Source organism: Flavobacterium buctense (assembly GCF_014486695.1).
Lineage (GTDB): Bacteria > Bacteroidota > Bacteroidia > Flavobacteriales > Flavobacteriaceae > Flavobacterium > Flavobacterium buctense.
The window spans coordinates 744,612-767,158 of record NZ_JACTAB010000001.1 but is presented as its reverse complement, the minus strand read 5'-3'; the positions used below and the strand labels follow the sequence as shown (position 1 = coordinate 767,158).

The 22,547-nt window shown below is 38.3% G+C and carries 19 protein-coding genes and 1 tRNA gene; 17 read left to right on the top strand and 3 right to left on the bottom strand.

Annotated elements, in window-relative coordinates; genetic code table 11:
* Positions 1-42: 42 nt before the first annotated feature.
* From ICG50_RS03410 to ICG50_RS03365, 10 genes are all read left to right on the top strand, one after another.
* On the top strand, positions 43-1,062 hold the full coding sequence (locus tag ICG50_RS03410; protein ID WP_187659493.1) for a LacI family DNA-binding transcriptional regulator: 1,020 nt from the start codon (positions 43-45) through the stop codon (positions 1,060-1,062).
* Between the two features lie 187 nt (positions 1,063-1,249).
* Positions 1,250-2,779 carry an MFS transporter gene (locus ICG50_RS03405; RefSeq protein WP_187659492.1) on the top strand — a complete coding sequence of 510 codons (1,530 nt, stop codon included), beginning with the start codon at positions 1,250-1,252 and terminating at the stop codon, positions 2,777-2,779.
* Positions 2,772-3,425: a beta-phosphoglucomutase gene (pgmB, locus tag ICG50_RS03400; protein WP_187659491.1), complete on the top strand. Its 654-nt coding sequence runs from the start codon at positions 2,772-2,774 to the stop codon at positions 3,423-3,425. Before ICG50_RS03405 ends, pgmB begins: the two co-directional genes overlap by 8 nt.
* Positions 3,426-3,459: 34 nt before the next feature.
* Complete coding sequence (locus ICG50_RS03395; protein WP_187659490.1) at positions 3,460-5,766, top strand: glycoside hydrolase family 65 protein; 2,307 nt, start codon at positions 3,460-3,462, stop codon at positions 5,764-5,766.
* Positions 5,767-5,825: 59 nt separating this feature from the next.
* The gene (locus tag ICG50_RS03390; RefSeq protein ID WP_187659489.1) at positions 5,826-7,658 is read left to right on the top strand and encodes a glycoside hydrolase family 13 protein; all 1,833 of its coding nucleotides are present in this window, start codon (positions 5,826-5,828) and stop codon (positions 7,656-7,658) included.
* 4 nt (positions 7,659-7,662) lie between these two features.
* Positions 7,663-10,026, top strand: coding sequence for a glycoside hydrolase family 31 protein (locus ICG50_RS03385; protein ID WP_187659488.1), 2,364 nt, complete (start codon positions 7,663-7,665; stop codon positions 10,024-10,026).
* Positions 10,027-10,031: 5 nt separating this feature from the next.
* A complete protein-coding gene (locus ICG50_RS03380; protein ID WP_187659487.1) occupies positions 10,032-11,693 on the top strand; it encodes an alpha-amylase family glycosyl hydrolase in 1,662 nt (553 codons plus the stop codon).
* 2 nt (positions 11,694-11,695) lie between these two features.
* Entirely contained in the window at positions 11,696-12,343 is a 648-nt protein-coding gene (locus tag ICG50_RS03375) for a glycerophosphodiester phosphodiesterase (RefSeq protein WP_187659486.1), read from the top strand.
* Complete coding sequence (locus tag ICG50_RS03370) at positions 12,340-13,557, top strand: BaiN/RdsA family NAD(P)/FAD-dependent oxidoreductase (protein ID WP_187659485.1); 1,218 nt, start codon at positions 12,340-12,342, stop codon at positions 13,555-13,557. The genes ICG50_RS03375 and ICG50_RS03370 overlap by 4 nt, the downstream gene beginning before the upstream one ends.
* Entirely contained in the window at positions 13,554-14,051 is a 498-nt protein-coding gene (locus tag ICG50_RS03365) for a nuclear transport factor 2 family protein (protein WP_187659484.1), read from the top strand. The genes ICG50_RS03370 and ICG50_RS03365 overlap by 4 nt, the downstream gene beginning before the upstream one ends.
* 7 nt (positions 14,052-14,058) lie before the next feature.
* Here ICG50_RS03365 and ICG50_RS03360 read toward each other — a convergent pair whose 3' ends face one another.
* A complete protein-coding gene (locus ICG50_RS03360) occupies positions 14,059-14,535 on the bottom strand; it encodes a TspO/MBR family protein (RefSeq protein ID WP_187659483.1) in 477 nt (158 codons plus the stop codon).
* An 88-nt stretch (positions 14,536-14,623) separates the two neighbouring features.
* On the opposite strand from ICG50_RS03360, the gene ICG50_RS03355 reads away from it, so the two are divergent.
* The 7 genes from ICG50_RS03355 (at position 14,624) to ICG50_RS03325 (ending at position 21,318) form a co-directional block, all read left to right on the top strand.
* Positions 14,624-15,715, top strand: a complete 1,092-nt coding sequence (locus ICG50_RS03355) for a diphosphomevalonate decarboxylase (RefSeq protein ID WP_187659482.1) — start codon at positions 14,624-14,626, stop codon at positions 15,713-15,715.
* 16 nt (positions 15,716-15,731) lie between these two features.
* Positions 15,732-16,091 carry a four helix bundle protein gene (locus ICG50_RS03350; protein WP_341431807.1) on the top strand — a complete coding sequence of 120 codons (360 nt, stop codon included), beginning with the start codon at positions 15,732-15,734 and terminating at the stop codon, positions 16,089-16,091.
* 35 nt (positions 16,092-16,126) lie between these two features.
* Positions 16,127-17,065, top strand: a complete 939-nt coding sequence (locus tag ICG50_RS03345; protein WP_187659481.1) for a mevalonate kinase family protein — start codon at positions 16,127-16,129, stop codon at positions 17,063-17,065.
* Positions 17,066-17,075: 10 nt separating this feature from the next.
* A complete protein-coding gene (locus ICG50_RS03340; RefSeq protein WP_187659480.1) occupies positions 17,076-18,002 on the top strand; it encodes a geranylgeranylglycerol-phosphate geranylgeranyltransferase in 927 nt (308 codons plus the stop codon).
* 158 nt (positions 18,003-18,160) lie between these two features.
* Positions 18,161-19,060: a pseudouridine synthase gene (locus ICG50_RS03335; protein ID WP_187659479.1), complete on the top strand. Its 900-nt coding sequence runs from the start codon at positions 18,161-18,163 to the stop codon at positions 19,058-19,060.
* A gap of 61 nt (positions 19,061-19,121) precedes the next feature.
* Complete coding sequence (locus ICG50_RS03330; protein WP_187659478.1) at positions 19,122-19,484, top strand: nuclear transport factor 2 family protein; 363 nt, start codon at positions 19,122-19,124, stop codon at positions 19,482-19,484.
* Between the two features lie 67 nt (positions 19,485-19,551).
* The gene (locus ICG50_RS03325; RefSeq protein WP_187659477.1) at positions 19,552-21,318 is read left to right on the top strand and encodes a DUF885 domain-containing protein; all 1,767 of its coding nucleotides are present in this window, start codon (positions 19,552-19,554) and stop codon (positions 21,316-21,318) included.
* Positions 21,319-21,420: 102 nt separating this feature from the next.
* Here ICG50_RS03325 and ICG50_RS03320 read toward each other — a convergent pair whose 3' ends face one another.
* Positions 21,421-22,185 (bottom strand): hypothetical protein, encoded by a 765-nt coding sequence (locus ICG50_RS03320; protein WP_187659476.1) that lies wholly within the window; start codon positions 22,183-22,185, stop codon positions 21,421-21,423.
* Positions 22,186-22,428: 243 nt separating this feature from the next.
* A tRNA-Leu gene (locus tag ICG50_RS03315) sits at positions 22,429-22,510 on the bottom strand.
* Positions 22,511-22,547: the final 37 nt, after the last annotated feature.

Sequence of the window (22,547 nt, the reverse complement as noted above, 5' to 3'; positions counted from 1 at the left end):
AAAAATAACGTATATCTTTATTCAGAAATCAGTATTTATCTCATGAAAAGAAAAGTAACGCTCAAACAAATTGCCAGAGAGCTGGACGTATCCATTTCAACTGTCTCCAAATCCCTTAGAAACAGTTTAGAAATCAGCGAAGACACCCGTCAAAAAGTTCAGGCATTTGCCAAATTATACAACTACAAACCCAATAATATTGCGCTAAGTTTAAAAAACAAAAAAACTAAGACCATTTGTATAATTATTCCTGAAATTATTCATCACTTTTTTGCCACCGTAATCAGTGGCGTCGAAAATGTTGCCAATGAAAACGGTTATAATGTTTTAGTCTGCCTTTCTGACGAATCATTTGATAAAGAGGTAATTAACATGGAAATGTTGGCCAATGGCAGCATAGATGGCTTTATCATGTCGCTATCAAAAGAAACCCAACAAAAGAAAGATTTTCACCATATCGTTGAAGTAATCAATCAAGGAATGCCGGTTGTAATGTTTGACCGTGTAACCAATGAAATTCTTTGCGACAAGGTAATCATTGACGACAACTTGGCTGCTTTCAACGCCACTCAATACTTAATTGATAAAGGGTTTAAAAAAATCGGCCTTATTTCAACCGTAGATTATGTCAGTGTTGGAAAATTAAGAACTGAAGGCTACATCAAAGCGCTAAAAAACAATGATTTAAAAATAGAGGAAAATCTCATTCTCAAAATCGAAGACACAGAAAACTTTGAAGAAAGTATAGCCAATCTTTTGGCTAACAATGAAATTGATGCCGTTTTTGCCGTAAACGAATTATTCGCCGTAACCGCCATAAAAGAAGCCAATAAATTGGGCAAAAAAGTCCCGGAAGACATCTCTATCATCGGATTTACAGACGGAATTATTTCGAAATATTCTTCTCCAAGCATTACTACTGTTAGTCAAAACGGCGTAAAAATGGGTGGCAAAGCCGCCAAAATGCTGATAGAAAGACTAGAAGCAGAAGAAGAGGACGAAGAACAATATAAAACCGAGGTTATCGAAACCGAATTGGTCGAAAGAGAATCCACGAAATAAAAGGATTTTTATCAACAAAAAACGTTTGCGTAACTTGTCAATGTCATTTTTTTTAAAGAGAATCATCACAATATAAATTCTTTATTATCTTTACCATAATTATCAAAGCTTGTACTTTACTTCGAAAATAGATTAAAGTTTTGATAAGCAAAGCGCTTATCGTTTTATAAATCAATACATTACGATAATGGAAAAGCGTAAGTTAGGTTTCTGGGAAATCTGGAACATGAGTTTCGGTTTCTTAGGGATACAATTTGGTTTTGCCCTGCAAAACGCGAACACTTCAAGAATTTTTGACACCTTAGGCGCCGAAGTTGATAAAATAGGACTTTATTGGCTTGCTGCTCCTTTAACCGGTTTAATCATCCAACCAATTGTTGGCTATTTTTCAGATAGAACTTGGACTCGATTAGGCAGAAGAAGACCTTATTTTCTGGCTGGTGCCATTTTATCCTCCATCGCACTGATTTTTATGCCCAATTCACCAACCCTTTGGATTGCCATTGGAACTTTGTGGATTATGGATTCTTCTATCAACATTTCGATGGAACCTTTCAGAGCTTTTGTAGGAGATAATCTATCCGAGAAACAACGCACACTGGGTTTTGCCATGCAAAGTTTCTTTATCGGACTTGGTGCAGTTGTTGGTTCGGCCTTGCCTTACGTTTTTACCAATTGGTTTGATATCGAAAATACTGCACCGGAGGGAATTGTCCCACCGTCAGTAAAATGGTCCTTTTATGTAGGCGGAATTGTTTTCTTTTTAGCGGTTTTATGGACTGTTATGAAATCCAAGGAATATTCTCCTGAAGAATTAGAGGCTTTCGAAAACGCCAAAAAAGAAGCGCAAAAAACAAATGAAAAAGATACTGAGACAAGTTGTACAGAAAAAAGACAATTTAACATCGGTGTGGTTTTATCCGTTATCGGATTGATATTGTCTTATTTCGTTCATGACATGAATGCCAAAAGTGAAAACAGCCACAAAGAATTATACATTCTTTCTATCGGAATTCTTGTCGCAGGTGTTTTATTCGCTTTGGTTTCCCTACTTAGAAAAAACAAAGTCCGCAACGGTTTTACCATTATCATTACTGATTTATTAAACATGCCAAAAACCATGAAACAATTGGCTTGGGTACAATTTTTCTCGTGGTTTGCTTTATTTGCCATGTGGATTTATACTACCAAAGCCGTTACCGGCCATGTTTTTGGAACCAATGACACCACCTCAAAAGTTTACAATGACGCTGCCGACTGGGTTTCTGTGATGTTTACTGTTTACAATGGTGTGGCTGCTGCGGTCGCTTTCTTATTACCTGTTTTAGCCAAAAGAACAAGCAACAAATTCACTCATATGCTGGCTTTAATTGCCGGAGGATTAGGATTGATTTCTGTTTATTTTTTGTCGGACAAAGTTGGTTTATTATTAGCCATGGTTGGAGTTGGTATTGCTTGGGCAAGTATCTTATCCATTCCTTATGCTATGCTTTCGGGTTCTTTACCTTCAAGCAAAATGGGATATTATATGGGAGTTTTCAACTTCTTTATTGTAATCCCGCAAATTGTGGCCGGAACCATTTTAGGCTTCTTGGTCAACACATTTTTTAATGACGAACCCATTTATGCCCTAATAATTGGCGGAATCTCTATGATATTGGCAGGTTTATTAACCCTGACCGTATCGACAAACAAAAAGATTGATATTAATGAGTAAAAAAGCATTCATTTTCGACCTTGACGGAGTAATCGTTGACACAGCCAAATACCATTTTTTGGCGTGGCAAAAGTTAGCTCAGGAACTAGGAATCGAATTTACCCCGGAACACAACGAAGAATTAAAAGGCGTTAGCCGCGTTCGTTCTCTTGACATTATTTTAGCACTGGGCAATGTCAAAGCTTCTCAAGAAGACAAAAACAAGTGGCTAATCCAAAAAAACGAAGAGTATTTATCCTATTTGGTAGATATGGACGAAAGCGAATTATTACCGGGAGTAATCAACGTTCTTCAATTTATTAAAGAAAAAAAACAACTGATTGCCTTAGGTTCGGCCAGTAAAAATGCCCGACCTATTTTAGAAAAGACCGGAATTTTGCACTTCTTTGACGCCATCGTTGATGGTAATGATGTAGCCAATGCCAAACCCGATCCGGAAGTTTTTCTAAGAGCCGCAAAACTGGTAAAAGCCAATAACAAGAACTGTATCGTTTTTGAAGACAGTGTTGCCGGAATTCAAGCCGCCAACGTTGCCAACATGATAAGCGTCGGTATTGGTGATGCCGAAATATTACACGAAGCAAAATACAATTTTAAAGATTTTACGTTTATGGATTTTTCTTTTATAGAAGCGCTCCTCGACTAAAATTGAATGATAAAAGGACAATAAAAAAATTACAATGAACCAAGATTATATAAAACCGGACAACTGGTCAATTATTGAAGAAGGATTTGATTTAGAAAGAGTAAAATCCTCGGAAAGTTTATTCAGCATCGGAAACGGTGCTATGGGTCAACGAGCCAACTTTGAAGAATTCTATTCAGGAAATACTTTCCAAGGAAGTTATATCGCCGGGATTTATTACCCGGACAAAACCAAAGTGGGCTGGTGGAAAAACGGCTACCCGGAATATTTCGCCAAAGTATTAAACGCACCGGTTTGGATTGGAATCTTAATCGAAATCAATGGCGAAACGCTAGATATTGCGGCTTGCAAATTAACCAACTTCAGACGAGAATTGAACATGAAAGAAGGTTGGTACAATCGCTCTTTCTCAGCCACTTTGAACAAAGGAATCGAAATCGATGTTAACGTTAGAAGATTCTTGTCTTTGGATTTAGATGAATTGGGCGTAATCAAATACGAAATCACGCCGAAAAACAATGATGCCACTATAGTTTTCAAACCTTATTTAGACGCCGGAGTACACAACGAAGACGCCAACTGGGAAGAAAAATTTTGGGAACCCTTGGAAACCCAACATAAAAATAACGAAGCTTTTGTGGTAGCGCGTACTTTCAAAACGCATTTTGAAGTAGCAACTTACATGCACAATAGCATCTTTATCAATAACGAAAATCAAAATGCCGAACCAACTTTCGTAGACACTACTTCAGATAAAGTGGTTTTCACCTACGAGCAATTGGTTTCAAAAGGCCAAAACGTAGCGTTCCAAAAATTGGGTGGTTACACCGTTTCCATGAATCATGCTGCTGCCGAATTGATTCCGGCTGCGCAAAAAGTTATCCAACAAGGATTGGCTTTAGGCTATGATACTTTATTGCAAAACCAAATCGATGCCTGGGCCAAAATCTGGGAAATGAGTGATATTACTATTGATGGTGATGTAAAAGCCCAACAAGGAATTCGTTTCAATATTTTCCAATTGAACCAAACGTATTTAGGCAAAGATTCTCGCTTAAATATCGGTCCGAAAGGATTTACCGGAGAAAAATACGGCGGTTCCACTTATTGGGACACCGAAGCGTATTGTATTCCTTTTTACATGGCCACTAAAGACCAACAAGTAGCGCGAAACCTTTTGGCGTATCGTTACAACCAATTGGACAAAGCCATCGAAAATGCCGAAAAATTAGGTTTCAAAAACGGCGCAGCATTATATCCTATGGTAACCATGAACGGTGAAGAATGTCACAATGAATGGGAAATCACGTTCGAAGAAATTCACCGAAACGGTGCGATTGCCTTCGCGGTTTTCAACTATTACCGATTCACCGGAGATTACAGTTATATTCCTGAAAAAGGGTTGGAAGTATTAATCGGAATAGCCCGTTTTTGGCACCAAAGAGCGACTTTCTCTACTTATAGAAATCAGTACGTGATTTTGGGCGTAACCGGTCCGAATGAATACGAAAACAACGTCAATAATAATTTCTACACGAATTATATTGCCAAATGGTGTATCGATTATACCATCGAGCAAATCGAAAAAGTAAAACAAGAATATGCTTCTGATTTTGTAAGAATCATGAGCAAAGTGAAATTGGAACCAACTGAAATCCTTCATTGGAAAAAAGTGGCAGACCACATGTATTTCCCTTATTCTGAAGAACACGATGTGTATTTACAACAAGACGGTTTCTTAGACAAAGAATTGGTCAAAGTACACGATTTAGACAAATCACAACGACCAATAAACCAAAAATGGTCATGGGACAGAATCCTGCGTTCGCCTTATATCAAACAGGCTGATACATTGCAAGGTTTTTACTTCTTCGAAGATCATTTTACCAGAGAACAATTGGAGAAACATTTCGATTTTTACGAACCGTTTACTGTTCACGAAAGTTCATTATCACCATGTGTTCACTCGATTCAAGCCGCTAATTTGGGCCGAATGGAACAAGCGTATACTTTCTATTTAAGAACGTCACGTTTGGACTTAGATGATTACAACAAAGAAGTCGAAGAAGGTCTACACATCACCTCCATGGCCGGAACTTGGATGAGTATCGTAGAAGGTTTTGGTGGAATGAGAGTGAAAAATGACACTTTGCATTTCGAACCAAGAATTCCGAAAGACTGGAATGGCTATTCCTTCAAAATCAATTTCAGAAACCAAATCCTAAAAGTTGCTGTTCACCAAAATGAAACCAACTTTACTTTAGAAGGCGAAACAGCGATTTCAGTTTTTGTAAATGGAAAAGAAGTTTTAGTTGAGCCAAACAGCTTGGTAACCGTATAATTCAAACAATCAAAACCCTTTCGGACACCATGCTGAGAGGGTTTTTTATTTATAATCAAATGAAAAAACTGCTCTTCGCTTTATTGATTTCTATTTCGGCTTTCGCCCAAATTGACAAAGTCGAGCCACCGTTTTGGTGGAATGACATGACACATTCCGATGTACAAATTATGTTCTACGGTAAAAATATTGCCCAAAACGAAGTCACTGTTTCCAATGGCATTATCATCAAAGGCATTCAAAAAACCGAAAACCCGAATTATCTTTTCGTAACCATTGAAACCAAAAACATCCCTGCCCAGGATTTTGTTTTCACGTTTAAAAACGGTAAAAAGTCATTTACCCAAACCTATTCGCTCAAATCAAGAAGAGAAAACTCCCGCTTTCGCAAAAGCTTTGACAGCTCGGATATGATGTATTTAATCATGTCGGACCGATTCGCCAATGGCAATCCAAACAACGACAACAATGATGCTTTAACCGAAAAAGCCGACCGAACCAAAGACAACGGAAGACACGGTGGCGATATCGAAGGCATCATCAAAAACTTAGACTACATCAAAGAATTAGGTGCTACTGCCGTTTGGCCAACACCGCTTTGCGAAGACAATGACGAAAGAGGTTCGTATCACACTTACGGCCAATCCGACGTGTATAAAATTGATGCGCGTTTCGGAACCAATGAAGATTACGTACGCATGAGTGCCGAATTGCACAAACGCGGCATGAAAAATATCATGGATTATGTGACCAACCATTGGGGTTACAAACATTGGATGATGAATGATTTACCGACTTACGATTGGCTAAACCAATTTCCGGGATTCAAACAAACCAACTACAAAATGACTACCCAATTCGATCCCAATGCTTCAGCAATCGACACCAAAAATTGTATGGACGGCTGGTTCGTCAAATCAATGCCTGATTTAAATCAGAACAATCCATTGGTGTTGAATTATTTGATTCAAAATGCCATTTGGTGGATAGAATATGCCGATTTAGATGGTTTCCGCGTAGATACTTATTCTTATGCAGACAAACAAGGCATTGCTACTTGGACCAAAGCCATCACCGATGAATATCCGAATTTTAATATCGTAGGAGAAGCTTGGTTGTACACTCATGCCCAAATTGCCTATTGGCAAAAAGACAGTAAAGTTGCCGCCATTCAAAGTTACAATTCCAATCTGCCGAGTGTGATGGATTTTATGTTACAAGGCATTTTAGGCGGTGGTGTTTTTAATGAAAATAAAGGCAATTGGAATGAAGGCGTAACCAAATTGTACGATAGTTTTACCAATGACTTTTTATATCCGGACGTCAATAAAATTTTGCTCTTCGCCGAAAACCACGACACCAATCGCCTCAATGAAGTGTATAAAAACGACTTCAAGAAATACCAAATGGCAATGACAATTATTGCCACTGTTCGCGGTATTCCTCAAGTTTATTACGGTTCCGAAATTGGAATGGCAGGAGATAAAGGCAAAGGCGACGGTGATATCCGTAGAGATTTTCCGGGTGGCTGGAATGGCGACACCAACAATGCGTTTACCAAAACCGGAAGAACCGAAGAACAAAATAAATTCTTCGACTTTACCGCTAAACTATTCAATTGGCGAAAAAGTAAAACGGTAATCCACAACGGAAAAACTACGCACTACATTCCCGAAAATAACGTTTATGTTTATTTCCGCTACAACGAGAAAGAAAGTATAATGGTTGTAGTTAACAATAACGAAGAAAAACAAACGTTCAAATCCAACACGTTTCAAGAAAATCTAAAAAATTACAAATCGGGAAAAGACGTTTTAAGCGACGCTTCTTTTGATTTGAAAAATGATATTAGTATCGAAGGAAAATCAGTTTTGGTACTGGAATTAAAATAATCGCATGAAGAAAATACTCTTTTTATTACTTGTCTCTTCTCTAACATTCGCCCAAAACGCGAATAGAAATTACCTTTCCCACAGCTGGAAAAACAACCTGTTGGAAATAAAAACCAGTGACGGAACTTATCGCATAAAACCTTATTCCGATAAAATAATTGAAACATCATTTGTTCCGGATGGAGAATTATTTAATCCGAATTCACATGCGGTAATCAAAACACCCGAAAAGGTTAAAACATCGATAACAAAAGCAACCGGTTTCATTTCGCTTTCCACAAAAGACATTACAGTAGTCATCAATAAATCACCATTCAGAATTACCTATTCCAACAAAGGCAAGGTTTTACTGTCCGAGAAAAACGGCTACATCAAAAAAGACAGCACCGAAGTTTTACAGTTCAACTTAGACAATTCCGAAGTTTTATTCGGCGGTGGCGCACGAGCTTTAGGAATGAACCGTCGTGGGAATCGCTTGGCTTTGTACAACCGAGCCCATTATGGTTATGAAACCCGAGCCGAGTTGATGAACTTTTGTATTCCGCTGGTGTTGTCCTCAAAATTGTACGCTGTGCATTTCGACAACGCTGCGATTGGTCATTTAGATTTAGACAGTAAAAAGAACAATACATTAGAATACGAAACCATTTCGGGCAGAAAAACCTATCAGGTAATTGTGGGAGATACTTGGGAAGATTTAGTAGCCAATTATACGGATTTGACCGGAAAACAACCGATGCCGGCACGCTGGACTTTTGGTAACTTTTCGAGCCGATTTGGCTATCACAACCAAGAGCAAGTTGAAAAAACCATCAATCGATTTAATGCTGACGGAATTCCCGTGGACGCGATTATCCTCGACTTGTATTGGTTTGGCAAAACCGTTCAAGGCACGATGGGCAATCTCGAATGGGACAAAGACCAATTCCCGAATCCCGAGAAAATGATAGCCGATTTGAATGCGAAAGGTGTCAAAACCATACTGATTACTGAACCGTTTATCTTAACCACCTCATCCAAATGGCAGGAAGCCGTCGATAAAAAAATATTGGTCACCGACAAAACCGGAAAACCGGCGACTTGGGATTTTTATTTCGGAAATACTAGCGTAGTAGACATCTTCAAACCCGAAGGCAACCAATGGTTTTGGAACGTTTACAAACGCTTAATCAACCAAGGTGTTGGCGGTATGTGGGGTGATTTGGGAGAACCCGAAGTCTTTCCATCCAAAGCCATGACGGCAGCCGGAACAGCGGATGAAGTGCATAATATTTACGGGCATAATTGGGCCAAATTAATAGCCGACGGTTATAAAAGAGATTTTCCAAACCAACGTCCATTTATCCTGATGCGCGCCGGTTATTCGGGTTCGCAACGTTTTGGGATGATGCCTTGGAGCGGCGATGTGTCCAGAAGTTGGGGCGGATTGCAATCCCAAATGGAAATCGCGATGCAAATGGGAATGCAAGGTATGGCCTATATGCACTCTGACCTTGGCGGATTTGCCGGAGATTATTTCGACAACGAATTGTATTTGCGTTGGTTGCAATACGGCGTTTTCAACCCGATTTTCCGTCCGCATGCGCAGGAAGACGTGGCTTCGGAAGTGACCTATAAAGATGTACACACTAAAGCTAAAGCCAAGAAAGCAGTGGAATTGCGTTACCAATTGATGCCTTACAATTACACTTTGGCTTTCGAAAACAACCAAAAAGGAACACCGTTAATGCGTCCGTTATTCTTCGAAGAACCAACGAATGAAAAATTATTGAACGAAAAGGAAAGTTACCTTTGGGGTAATGCGTTTTTGGTAAAACCAATCACCAAATCGGGAGTAACCTCAACCGAAGTTTATTTTCCGAAAAGCAGTAACTGGTTTGATTTTTATTCAGGGAAAAAATACAATGCGGGTTCCACTGAAACCGTAAAAGTGGAAGAAATATCTATCCCAACATTCGTTCGTGGCGGTGCTTTTGTCCCAATGATTGAAACCATTCCAAACACTTCTAAATATTCGTTAGAAAACTTCAATTTGCATTTCTATTTTGACGAAACGGTGAAAACTTCTACCGGAAAATTATACAACGACAACGGGGAAACGCCACAAGCTTTTGAAAAAGGACAATTTGAAATACTCAATTTCAATAGCAATAACAATGGCAAAGAATTGGTTATAAAACTAACTTCAACCGTTGGAAAAAACTACACGACCAGTGATAAAAACATTTCGGTATTGATTCACAATATTAAAGCCAAACGCATTTTTGTCAACGGTCAAGAAATGGTTTTCAAAACCTTTAACGAACCTTTATTAGTTCCTATTGAATGGAAAAAAGGCACTACGCCAGAAATTAAAATTGAATATTAAAAAATATGAAAAATATATTGCTAACCCTATCCGCTTCGCTCCTATTGTTCGGTTGTAATTGTACCAAAGAAACGGTAAAAACACAACCAACTTCTACCCAAACGCCTTTTGTTTGGGAAAGTGCCAATGTCTATTTTCTTTTAATTGATAGGTTCCAAAACGGTAATCCCGATAACGATAAAATTATCAATCGAAACAAACCCACCGGAGTTTTACGCGGATTTGAAGGCGGTGATATTCGAGGCGTAATTCAAAAACTAGAGGAGGGTTATTTTACCAATCTCGGCATCAACGCCATTTGGATGACACCGGTAGTGGAACAAATTCATGGCTCTGTCGATGAAGGAACAGGAAACACTTATGGTTTTCATGGGTATTGGACCAAAGATTGGACTGCAGTTGACCCAAGTTACGGCACTAAAGAAGACTTAAAAGAATTAGTCGAAAAAGCTCACGCCAAAGGCATTCGCATCATGTTGGACGCCGTAATCAATCATACCGGTCCGGTAACCGAATTAGACCCGGTTTATCCGAGCGATTGGGTTCGAACGTCGCCAAAATGTACTTACCAATCTTACGACACTTATATCAATTGTACGCTGGTAGAAAATCTTCCCGATGTAAAAACTGAAAGCAATGCAAACGTGGCTTTACCGCCAATGTTAGCCGAAAAATGGAAAAAAGAAGGTCGCTACGACCAAGAAGTAGCCGAATTGGATGCTTTTTTCAAAAAAACCGGTTATCCTCGTGCGCCGAAATATTACATTATGAAATGGCTTTCGGATTATATCACTGATTATGGAATTGACGGTTATAGAGTCGATACCGCCAAACACACCACCGAAGACGTTTGGGCCGATTTCAAAAAAGTTTGTGACCAAGCTTTCGGCGATTTCAAGAAAACTAACCCTTCAAAAGTGTTAGATAACAATGGTTTCTTTACCGTGGGAGAAGTTTACGGTTATAATATCGGTGCCAAAAGACAATATGATTTCGGAGATAAAAAAGTCGATTATTACGCCAACGGTTTCACCGGATTAATCAATTTCGACTTTAGAAACGAAGCCAAAATGAACTACGAAGAGTTGTTCTCCAAATATGCCAACATCTTGCAAAATGACTTAAAAGGAAACACGGTGATGAACTACGTTACGTCTCATGACGACGGTTATCCTTTTGACAAAAAACGAGAAAAGATTTTCGAAGCCGGAACCAAATTGTTATTGTCACCCGGAATTTCACAAGTGTATTACGGAGACGAACTTGCTCGTTCACTAGAAATTGAAGGCGCTCAAGGCGATGCCACGTTGCGTTCATTTATGAATTGGGACGATTTGAAAATGGATAGAATCAAAAACCAGTTGTTGATGCACTATCAACTTTTGGGTACGTTTAGAAAAAATCATCCTGCGGTTGGTGCCGGAGTTCACCAATTGATTTCGCAATCGCCATATGTCTTCAGTAGAACTTACAAGCAAGGTAGTTTCAATGACCAAATAGTTGTTGGCTTAGATTTGCCAAAAGGACCAAAAGAAATCGCTGTCGGAACTATTTTTGCGAATGGTGCTAAAGTCAGAGATGCTTATTCTAATGTGTCTTATGTGGTTGAAAATGGCAAAGTGACTTTGGACACCAATTTTACCTTAGTTTTACTGGAAAAACTATAGCCATGCTCAAAATAGGTCATCGCGGTGCGAAAGGTCATGCAGCCGAAAACACTTTGGCTTCATTCCAAAAGGCAATCGACTTGGGCGTTGACATGATTGAACTCGATATACAGTTGAGTTTGGACAAAGTACCGATGGTGATTCACGATGAAACCATTGACCGAACTACTTCAAATGTTGGGTCAGTTAAGGATTATTCCGCTAAAGAGTTGCAAAAGTTAGGGATTCCGACTTTAAGAGACGTTTTCAATTTGATCCAAAATCGATGCGACATTAATGTAGAAATCAAAACGTTTTCGGCGACGCAAAGTATTTTGGATTTGATGTCCAAAAACATATTCGATAAAAACAAAATTCTGATTTCGAGTTTCGATTGGAATGCCTTGCAGGAAGTTCGTTTTCATGATAATGACATTCGCATTGGCGTTTTAACAGAGACCGATTTAGACTTGGCGCTGGCTTTCGCCAAATTTATCAAAGCGTATTCCATTCATCCTTATTATCATTTGTTAACCGCTGAAAATGTCCAAAAGATAAAGGAAAAGCACTTTAAAATTTTTCCATGGACGATAAATGAGCCGGAAGATATTACCTTTGTGACATCGTTAAACGTTGACGGTATCATTACTGATTTTCCGGAAAGACTATGAACTCAAACTATGACATTATAATTGTTGGCGGCGGTGCGGCAGGTTTTTTTACAGCCATCAACATCGTAGAAAACAATCCCAAACTCAAAGTCGTCATTTTAGAACGCGGCAAAACTGTTTTGGAAAAAGTGCGCATTTCAGGCGGCGGACGTTGTAATGTAACGCATGCTTGTTTTGTGCCGAATGATTTGGTCAAATTTTATCCGCGTGGCGAAAAAGAATTGCGCGGTCCGTTTCACCAATTTTGCTCGGGCGATACGATTGAATGGTTTGAAAAACACGGCGTCGAACTCAAAATCGAAGACGATGGCCGAATGTTTCCCACTTCGGATTCCTCGCAAACCATCATCGACTGTTTTTTTGGCTTGACCCAGAAATTAAAAATTGATATCCTAACCGGTCAAAGTGTGCAATCGCTTTTTCATGGCGACAATTACTGGAAAGTAGAAACCAACCACGAGACTTATTCATGTCAAAAATTAGTCATGACCACGGGCAGCAATCCTAAGATTTGGGAACTGCTCGAAAATATGAATCACACGATTATTCCTCCTGTTCCTTCGCTATTTACTTTTAACATCAAAGACGCTCGCATTAAAGATTTGATGGGTGTTTCGGCTTTCGCTCATGTCAAAGTCAAAGGCACAAAACTGGAAGCTTCCGGACCATTATTGATTACGCATTGGGGAATGAGCGGACCGGGAATTTTGAGACTTTCGGCTTGGGGTGCGATTATTTTGGCGGAGAAAAAATACCAATTTGTAATCGAAATCAATTGGCTCAACGACGTCACTTTTGACGAAGCGATGGAAAGTTTGAAAGAACTCAAACAAGAACACGCGAAGAAAATCGTGAGTAAAAAATCACCTTTTGACTTTCCGAACCGCCTTTGGGAAAGTTTGGTTTTGGCTTCCAGTATTTCGGATGAAACCAAATGGGCCGATTTGACTAAAGTACAATTGACGAATTTGACCAACCAACTCACCAGCGGTCAATTTCAGGTGAATGGCAAAAGTACTTTTAAGGAAGAGTTTGTTACCGCGGGTGGCGTCGACTTAAGAGAAATCAATTTCAAAACGATGGAAAGCAAGTTGCATGAAAACTTATTTTTTGCGGGTGAAATTGTTAACATCGATGCGATTACGGGCGGATTTAACTTTCAAAACGCCTGGACGAGTGGTTTTATCGTAGCGAATTCAATTACAACATCATGAAAAAAATCATTTCTTTTTTGGCCTTAATCACAGTAATGATTTCATTCATTAGTTGCAGAACTTCAAAACCAAACGACTTCCAACTGACGAAAAACTACACGCCGGATAATCCTGAGTTGTACAAAACAATTGTAAAACAAGACAGTACGTTTTTTGATGCTTACAATAATTGCGACACCAAATTTGAGACGTATGCCGATTTCTATTCGGATGACATTGAATTTTATCACGACCAAGGCGGTTTATCCAATTCGAAAAAAGACATCCTCGAAGGAACTAAAAAAAACATTTGCGGTAAAGTGACGCGAACTCTCATTCCGGGTAGTATTGAAGTCTATCCGATAAAAGATTATGGCGCGATTGAAATTGGATTACATTCTTTTAGCAACAACACTAATCCGCCTAATGAACCCAAAAAAATCAGTCGGTTTACCATTTTTTGGAAAAAAGTGAATGACCAATGGAAAATCGCTAAAGTGATTAGCTTGCATTAAATACAAATTACTTATTTAACCACCAAATACTCGCATTGAGAACCGTGGCAAAACTGACCCAAGCCAAATACGGAATAAACAACATTCCGGCTACTTTGTCAATTTTCTTAAACTGATTGTAGGTTTCAAATATCACTAACCAAAGCAAAATGATTTCAATCAAAGCCAATAACGGATTGTGCAATCCAAAGAACAAATAAGACCAAAGCGCATTTAACCCTAATTGGTACATAAAAAAGGTAAAAGCCTTTTTGACATTGGCTTCATCAGTGTCAATTCGATTCCAAATCATACCTCCGGCAACACCCATCATAATATAAAGCATGGTCCAAACCGGAGCAAAAATCCAATTCGGCGGATTAAAAACAGGCTTGACCAATGTCGGATACCAAGTCGTAATACTTTCACGGGTAACCATTCCCGACAAATAACCTATAACCAAACACGTGGCCACAACGAGCACTATTCTTAAAATCTTTTGCATAGTATTTTTGTTTAAATATTATTCAAATATACTAAACAAAATAATGTTCTTTTTATAAAAAATGTATCTTTGTCTAAATTTCTAATCTATGCTTTCCGAAAAGGATTTTATCTCTAAACCATTTTCAACGCAAATCGAAAACGGGAGTTTTCAATGGAGCGCACCCAGCAATATCGCTTTAGTAAAATATTGGGGCAAAAAAGAAAACCAAATTCCGGCCAATCCTTCCATTAGTTTTACTTTGAACAATTGTAAAACGATAACTAAATTGGCTTTCACCAAAAAAGAAAACGATAGTAATTTCTCCTTCGATTTGCTGTTCGAAGGCCAAGCCAAAGAAGATTTCAAGCCGAAAATCCAAAAGTTCCTAGAGCGAATTGAGGTTTATTGTCCTTACTTAAAAGACTATCATTTCACCATCGATACCGAAAACACTTTCCCGCACAGTTCAGGTATTGCCTCTTCCGCTTCAGGAATGGCAGCTTTGGCAATGAATATTATGAGTTTGGAAAAAGCTTTGAACCTGGAAATGACCGAAAACTTCTTCAACCAAAAAGCGTCTTTTTTAGCAAGATTAGGTTCTGGAAGCGCTTGCCGAAGTGTAAAAGGAAGTGTTGTAGTTTGGGGAAATCATACTGAAATTGAAGGCAGTTCTGATTTATTCGGAGTAGAATTTACAACCAAGATTCACGACAATTTCAAAAATTACCAAGACACCATTCTGTTAGTTGACAAAGGCGAAAAGCAAGTTTCGAGCACAGTCGGACACGATTTAATGCACAATCATCTTTTTGCCGAACAAAGATTCGCGCAAGCACATCAAAATTTATCGGCGATCAAAAAAGTTTTAGAAAGCGGTGATTTAACCGAGTTCATCAAAATTGTCGAAAGCGAAGCCTTAACGCTGCATTCAATGATGATGACCTCAATTCCTTATTTTATCCTAATGAAACCCAATACGTTGGAAATCATCAATAAGATTTGGAAATTCAGAAACGAAACGAATATTCCTATATGTTTTACCCTCGATGCCGGTGCCAATGTGCATGTTTTGTATCCCGAAAACGTTAGAGTTCAAGCGATGCAATTTATTACTACAGAATTAGTTGGCTATTGTCAAAATGGTAACTATATTTGTGATGCAATTGGAGTTGGAAGTCAATTGATAATTGATAATTGATAATTGATAATGCAAAATTAAAATATGGAGAAGAAAAACGTTATCAAGGAAAAGTCATTTTTCTTTTGCGATAGAAGTTGTTTCTCTTTATAAAATTTTAGTTGAAAGAAAAGAGTTTGTTTTATCAAAACAACTGCTACGCTCCGGAACATCAATTGGTGCTAATATAAGAGAGGCTGAACACGCTCAAAGCAAAGCTGATTTTATAAATAAGTTATCTATTTCGCTTAAAGAAGCAAATGAAACTGAATATTGGATAGATTTATTATTTGAAACAAATTATCTAACTAAAATTGAGTTTGAAAATATAAAACCAAAAATAATAGAATTATTAAAGTTACTGACTAGTATCATCAATACTTCTAAAACAAAATAATTATCAATCATCCATTGTTAATTATCAATTAAAATATGAAAGGACCATTATTTTACTCAAAGATTCTTCTCTTCGGAGAATACGGAATTATAAAGGATTCTAAAGGATTATCCATTCCTTACAACTTTTACAACGGCGCTTTGAAAGTGGACGAAAATCCATCCGAAGAAGCCATCAAATCTAATGCGAGTTTACGTCGCTTTGCCACCTATTTGGAGCAACTCCAAAAAGACCAACCCGAATTAGTGACTTTCAACTTAGACGTTCTAAAAACCGATGTAGAGCGTGGTATGTACTTCGATTCTAGCATTCCGCAAGGATACGGTGTTGGTAGTAGTGGTGCTTTGGTGGCAGCGATTTACGACAAATACGCCAACGACAAAATCACGGTTTTAGAAAACTTAACACGCGAAAAATTATTGCAACTCAAAACCATTTTTTCTCAAATGGAGTCTTTCTTCCATGGGAAAAGTTCTGGTCTTGATCCTTTAAATAGCTATTTGAGCATTCCTATTCTAATTAATTCTAAAGACAATATCGAAGCGACCGGCATTCCGTCACAAAGCGCAACAGGAAAAGGCGCTGTGTTTCTGTTAGACTCAGGAATCGTAGGCGAAACCGCTCCAATGGTAAATATCTTTATGGAAAACCTAAAAGAAGAAGGCTTCCGAAAAATGCTGAAATCGCAATTCATCAAATACACCGACGCTTGTGTGGAAAATTTCCTCGGCGGCGATATGAAATCTTTGTTTGCCAATACCAAACAATTGTCTAAAGTAGTCTTGAACAACTTCAAACCCATGATTCCTGAAGCCTTTCACGGCGTTTGGCAACAAGGCATCGACACCAATGATTACTACCTAAAACTTTGCGGTTCAGGCGGTGGTGGTTATATTCTTGGCTTTACCGAAGATTTAGAAAAGGCAAAAAATTCTCTAAAAGATTACAAATTGGAAGTGGTTTACCAATTCTAATTTTGTCAAAATGTTAAGCCGAAAAACCAAACACACTTTACTGAAAATCATCAGCATGTTTTCGGTGGTTCGTGGCTATAATATTCCCGTTATTGCCTTAGCTCAATATTTATCGGCCATATTCATTTTGGCTCCCGAAAAAAGAGCACTCGATGTTCTACTCGATTTCAACTTGTTTATCATTGTTTTGGTTTCCGGATTAACCATTGCTTCAGGCTATATCATCAACAATTTTTACGACAGCAAAAAAGATTTAATCAATCGCCCCAACAAATCCCAACTCGACCGATTGGTCAGCCAAAAAACCAAACTCCAAGTTTACTTTACCGTCAATTTCATCGTTTTCTTGCTGGCTTTCTTAGTTTCTTTTAGAGCGGTTCTATTCTTTTCCGTTTACATTTTCCTAATTTGGTTCTATTCCCACAAACTCAAAAAAATCACTATCGTAGGCAATTTAACCGCGTCATTCCTAGCCGTTTTGCCTTTCTTCGCCATTCTTTTGTATTATAAAAATCTTTATCCGCAGATATTTGCCCACGCAACCTTTCTATTTTTACTCATTCTCATCCGCGAAATGATCAAAGATCTAGAAAACATCAAAGGCGATATTGCCAACGATTATCAAACTATTCCGGTACTTTTCGGCGAAGCATTTTCCAAAAAAATCATCACGTTGTTAACGGTTTCCACCATCATTCCCATCTATTATTTGGTCGAAGTGTTCGAAGTCGGCTACATGGACATCTACTTCTATGTCAGCATGATTATCCTGATTTTCTTCCTGCAAAAACTGTGGAAATCCAACACTAAACCCGATTATTTAAAACTGCACAATATTTTGAAATTCCTGGTGGTTTCGGGTGTATTTTGTATCGTACTCATCAATCCGTCGGTCTTAATTCACGGCAAGAAAATAGTGGAAACGATTGTTCATTAGGAGCGAATGGTCAGTGCCATTGCTAAACCTTGTTCCCGCTTTTCGTTGCAATCTCTTCGAGGATTTTCTCTTCAATCGGGGCTAAAAACAAACCATAGTACTTTAATCGGCGGTATAAGCCATTGAAATATGTATCTTTGCACTAAATTACAGAATTTATGAACAAGAATGAAGGCAATAACAAAAGAGGTGGTTCTCGTCCGAACAGTTCGCGACCAAGCTCTAATAAGCCTAAACCAGCCATGCAAAAAAGAGCGCAAGGCCCGAAAAAAGTAAAACCAACCACTAGTGATGCCACTCCAAAAAAAGTAGCAAAACCTGTAAATAATGTCCCGAAACCTTTAAAATCGGATGACATTCGTTTGAATAAATACATTTCCAATTCAGGAGTTTGCTCCCGTCGTGATGCCGATATTTACATCCAATCCGGGAATGTGAAAGTGAACAATATCGTAATCACCGAAATGGGTTACAAAGTAAAACCGGGCGATGTAGTCAACTTCGACGGCGCCACTTTAACCCCGGAACGCAAAGAATATATTTTGCTTAACAAACCGAAAAATTTTACGACTTCCAACGAAGACAACGACGATTACAGAAATGTAATGGAATTGGTTCGCGGTGCCACCAACGCCAAAATCCAACCGATTGGAAGAATGGATAAAAACACAACGGGACTGTTGATTTTCACCAACGACACCGATATGGTTAGAAAATTCAGTTTGCCGAATCAAAAATCAGCTAAAATCTACCAAGTTTCTTTAGACAAAAATTTAAAGTTTGAAGATTTAGAAAAGATTTCCAACGGCGTAACGCTTGACGGACACAAACTATACGTAGACGAAATCTCTTATATCGAAGGCGAAGCTAAAACAGAAATCGGTTTGAAATTGAGAACGCCCAACGTAAAAGTAGTTCGCGCCATTTTTGAAAGCTTCAAATACGATGTCTTAAAAATCGACCGTGTCGCTTTCGCCGGTTTGACCAAAAAGAACTTACCGCGTGGCAATTGGCGATTCCTGACCGAACAGGAAATTATCAATTTGAAAAACGTTTAAAAATAGTCTATATTTACAATAACAAAAATCCCATTCACTTGGGATTTTTTATTTAAAAATTATGTCAGCAGAAAAAAATCTCTCGATTGCCCATCTTTGGTTTGAAGCCTTCAATGCCCACAACCTCGAAAAGTTATTGTCTTTATACGATGACGAAGCCGAACACTTTAGCCCAAAACTAAAAATTCGCCATCCGGAAACCAATGGTTTGGTAACAGGAAAAGTCGCTTTGCGCTCTTGGTGGCAGGATGCTTTTGACCGATTGCCGACATTACACTATAGAGTAACTTCACTGACTTCCAATTCGGACCGCGTTTTTATGGAATACATTCGAACCGTTGAAAACGAAGACAATATGTTAGTCGCAGAAGTTTTAGAAATCAAAGAAAACCGAATCATCGCATCTCGCGTCTATCACGGATAATTTATCATTCTGTTAACAAAACCATTCACTAAAAACCAATAGCTTTACCTCAACTAAACCATTAAACATGAGAAACTTATATTTATTTTCAACCATGATTTTAACGTCACTACTTTTTGTAAACTGCAAATCTGAAGAAAAAACGGGCGATATCAATGCCATAACCAAAACCTATTTTGAGTATAAAAATGCTTTAAACCCTTTAGAAGCAACTCAAAACGGACAAAATCAATTCAATGACCAATTAGTTTTTGAAATGACCGATTCCCACCGAAAAAAACAAGCTGAGTTTTACGCTAAATACGAACAAGAACTGGCAAGTGTTGATACAACTTCCTTGTCAGAAGAAGAAAAAAACAGTTTTGATATCATCGCTTGGGAAGTTTCCGTTGGAAAAGATTTACTAAAGCAAAATGCCAATTTAACCCCAATTCATCAGTTTTGGGGAACGCATTTGACAATGGGACAATTCGCCAGTGCCGAAAGCGCCCAACCATTCAAAACCGAAAAAGACTATCAAAACTTTCTAAAAAGAATGGATGCCTACACGGTTTGGCTTGACTCAGCAATGGTGTACATGAAAAAAGGGATTCAAGAAAAAGTAGTCTTACCAAAAGCTTTAGCGGAAAAAATAATCCCACAATTCCAGGACGTAATTACTCCTAATGTGGAAGACAATTTATTCTACTCGAGTTGCAAAAAATTCCCGGCCGATTTTACTCAAGAGCAAAAAGACCAATTTTCTGAGGCTTACGCCGATTTAATTAACACCAAACTTACCCCACAATTTCAAAAGCTTATTGCTTTTATGAAATCTGACTACGTTCCGGCTTGCCGAACTACAAGTGGCATCGGTAGTTTGAAAGGCGGAAATGACTTGTATAAAGCCTATGTAAAACAATGGACCACTAATACTAAAACACCGGAAGAAATTCACGAATTAGGTTTAAAAGAAGTAGCACGCATCAAAGCCGAAATGGAAAACGTGAAAGCCCAAGTAGGTTTCAAAGGCACAATTATAGAATTCTTTGAGCATGTGAGAAACAAACCCGAATTAAAACCTTTCAAAACACCGGAAGAAGTAATTGCTAATTTTGAAAGAGTACACAAAATCATTGAGCCTAATGTGAACAAATTTTTCTCTTTACAGCCGAAAACTGCTTTCCGAATCAAAAGAACAGAAGCCTTTAGAGAAAAAACCGCCAGTGCCGAATATTCACAAGGTGCGGCTGATGGCAGCAGACCGGGCACATTTTACGTTCCGATTCCGGATGTAGCCAATTACAATTATTATGGGGATGAAGATTTGTTTTTACACGAAGCCATTCCGGGACATCATTTCCAAATTTCATTGCAACAAGAAAACCAATTGCTCCCTGATTTCAGAAAGTTCAACTGGTTTGGTGCTTATGGGGAAGGTTGGGCATTATATACCGAAAGCCTTGGAAAAGAATTGGGTTTATACAAAGATCCGTACCAATATTTTGGCATGTTAGGAAACGAAATGCACCGCGCCATTCGATTAGTAGTTGATACCGGAATACACAGCAAAGGATGGACACGTGAGCAGGCCATTCAATATTCGTTGGACAATGAAGCCGAAAGCGAAGCCAGCATCATCGCTGAAATAGAACGCTACATGGCGATTCCCGGACAAGCTTTGTCTTATAAAATTGGGCAATTGAAAATTTTGGAATTGCGTAAAAAAGCAGAGGAAAAGATGAACGACAAATTCGACATCAAAGTTTTTCATCAAAAAGTACTAGAATCTGGAAGTCTGCCCTTAGCATTGCTCGAAAAGAAAATCAACAACTGGATTGCCACTGGGAAATAGGGCCAAGCGTAAAGAAAATGTTCAGTGAACATTTTTAGTAAAGGAGCCAGCAGGCGCGCCGGAGCTTTAATAAAAAAGCCGCTCGATTGAGCGGCTTTTTTATTAATTACTAATACTATTCTCGAGGTTATTGAAATCAATCGTGTTGCCGTTTACGTCAAAAAACTCATAAGTATATTTTAATTTTCCGTCGATTTCTTCAATCTTGATAAACATTTGGTAAAAGCCTTGGCTCCATTCAACCACCAAATGATATTCATAATCTCCGATGCCAAAACTACTTGGTAGATTACTAGTGTAAAGTAATTTTTTTGATTTCAAATTAAGCGTATTGACTTCTATGTTTTCATATTCACCCATTTCTGCGTCATTCACTTTTTTGCCTAAATAATCAACACTCGCAACGGCCTTTGCCATTTTCTTTTTCTCTTTGCCTTTGTTGTAATCATCCTTAATAGAAAAAATTACATCTTTCAAAGCACTTTTACCCGCATTGACTAAGGAAAATTTGATTTGGTGATGGTACATTAATTTATGGACCTTTTTATTGCCTTCTTCTGTTGGTGCGCCTTCACTTAAATCGTTATCCACAATTTCTATGATAGGAATATTTTGACCGGCGGTTAAAGCAAAAGTATCAAATCTTAGGGTTTTTATTTTTTGCTCGGCTTCATCTACAATTTTATCCTTTTCAACAATTTCGGCATTTAAAACCTCAATTTGTTTGATGGCTTCGTCTAATTGCTTCTGTTTTTCAGTCGAAATGGAATTGGAACTATTTCTATATAGCAAATACCCCGACAGTGCTAATAAAACAAATCCAAAAATTCCCAGTACCACAGTTATCATAAGCTTTTTCCCTTTCATTAGAATAAAAGATTTTTACCTCAAATTAATATTGATGGTGTAAAAATAATCGAATTTTCAAAATTTAAAACACTCAAAAACAATAAACTGTAAACATATTATTAACCAATTGCTGCCAATAAAAAAAAGCCCTAACTTTCGTTAGAGCTTTCTGTGCGGGTAATAGGACTTCCAGATGAATCGGGATAAACTTCTCGTCCTATGTAACAAAAAAAGTCCGAAACTTTCATTTCGGACTTTCTGTGCGGGTAATAGGACTCGAACCTACACGCCTTGCGGCACCAGATCCTAAGTCTGGCACGTCTACCAATTTCGCCATACCCGCAAAATGGTGAGTGCAAATATAATCATAACTTCAAACT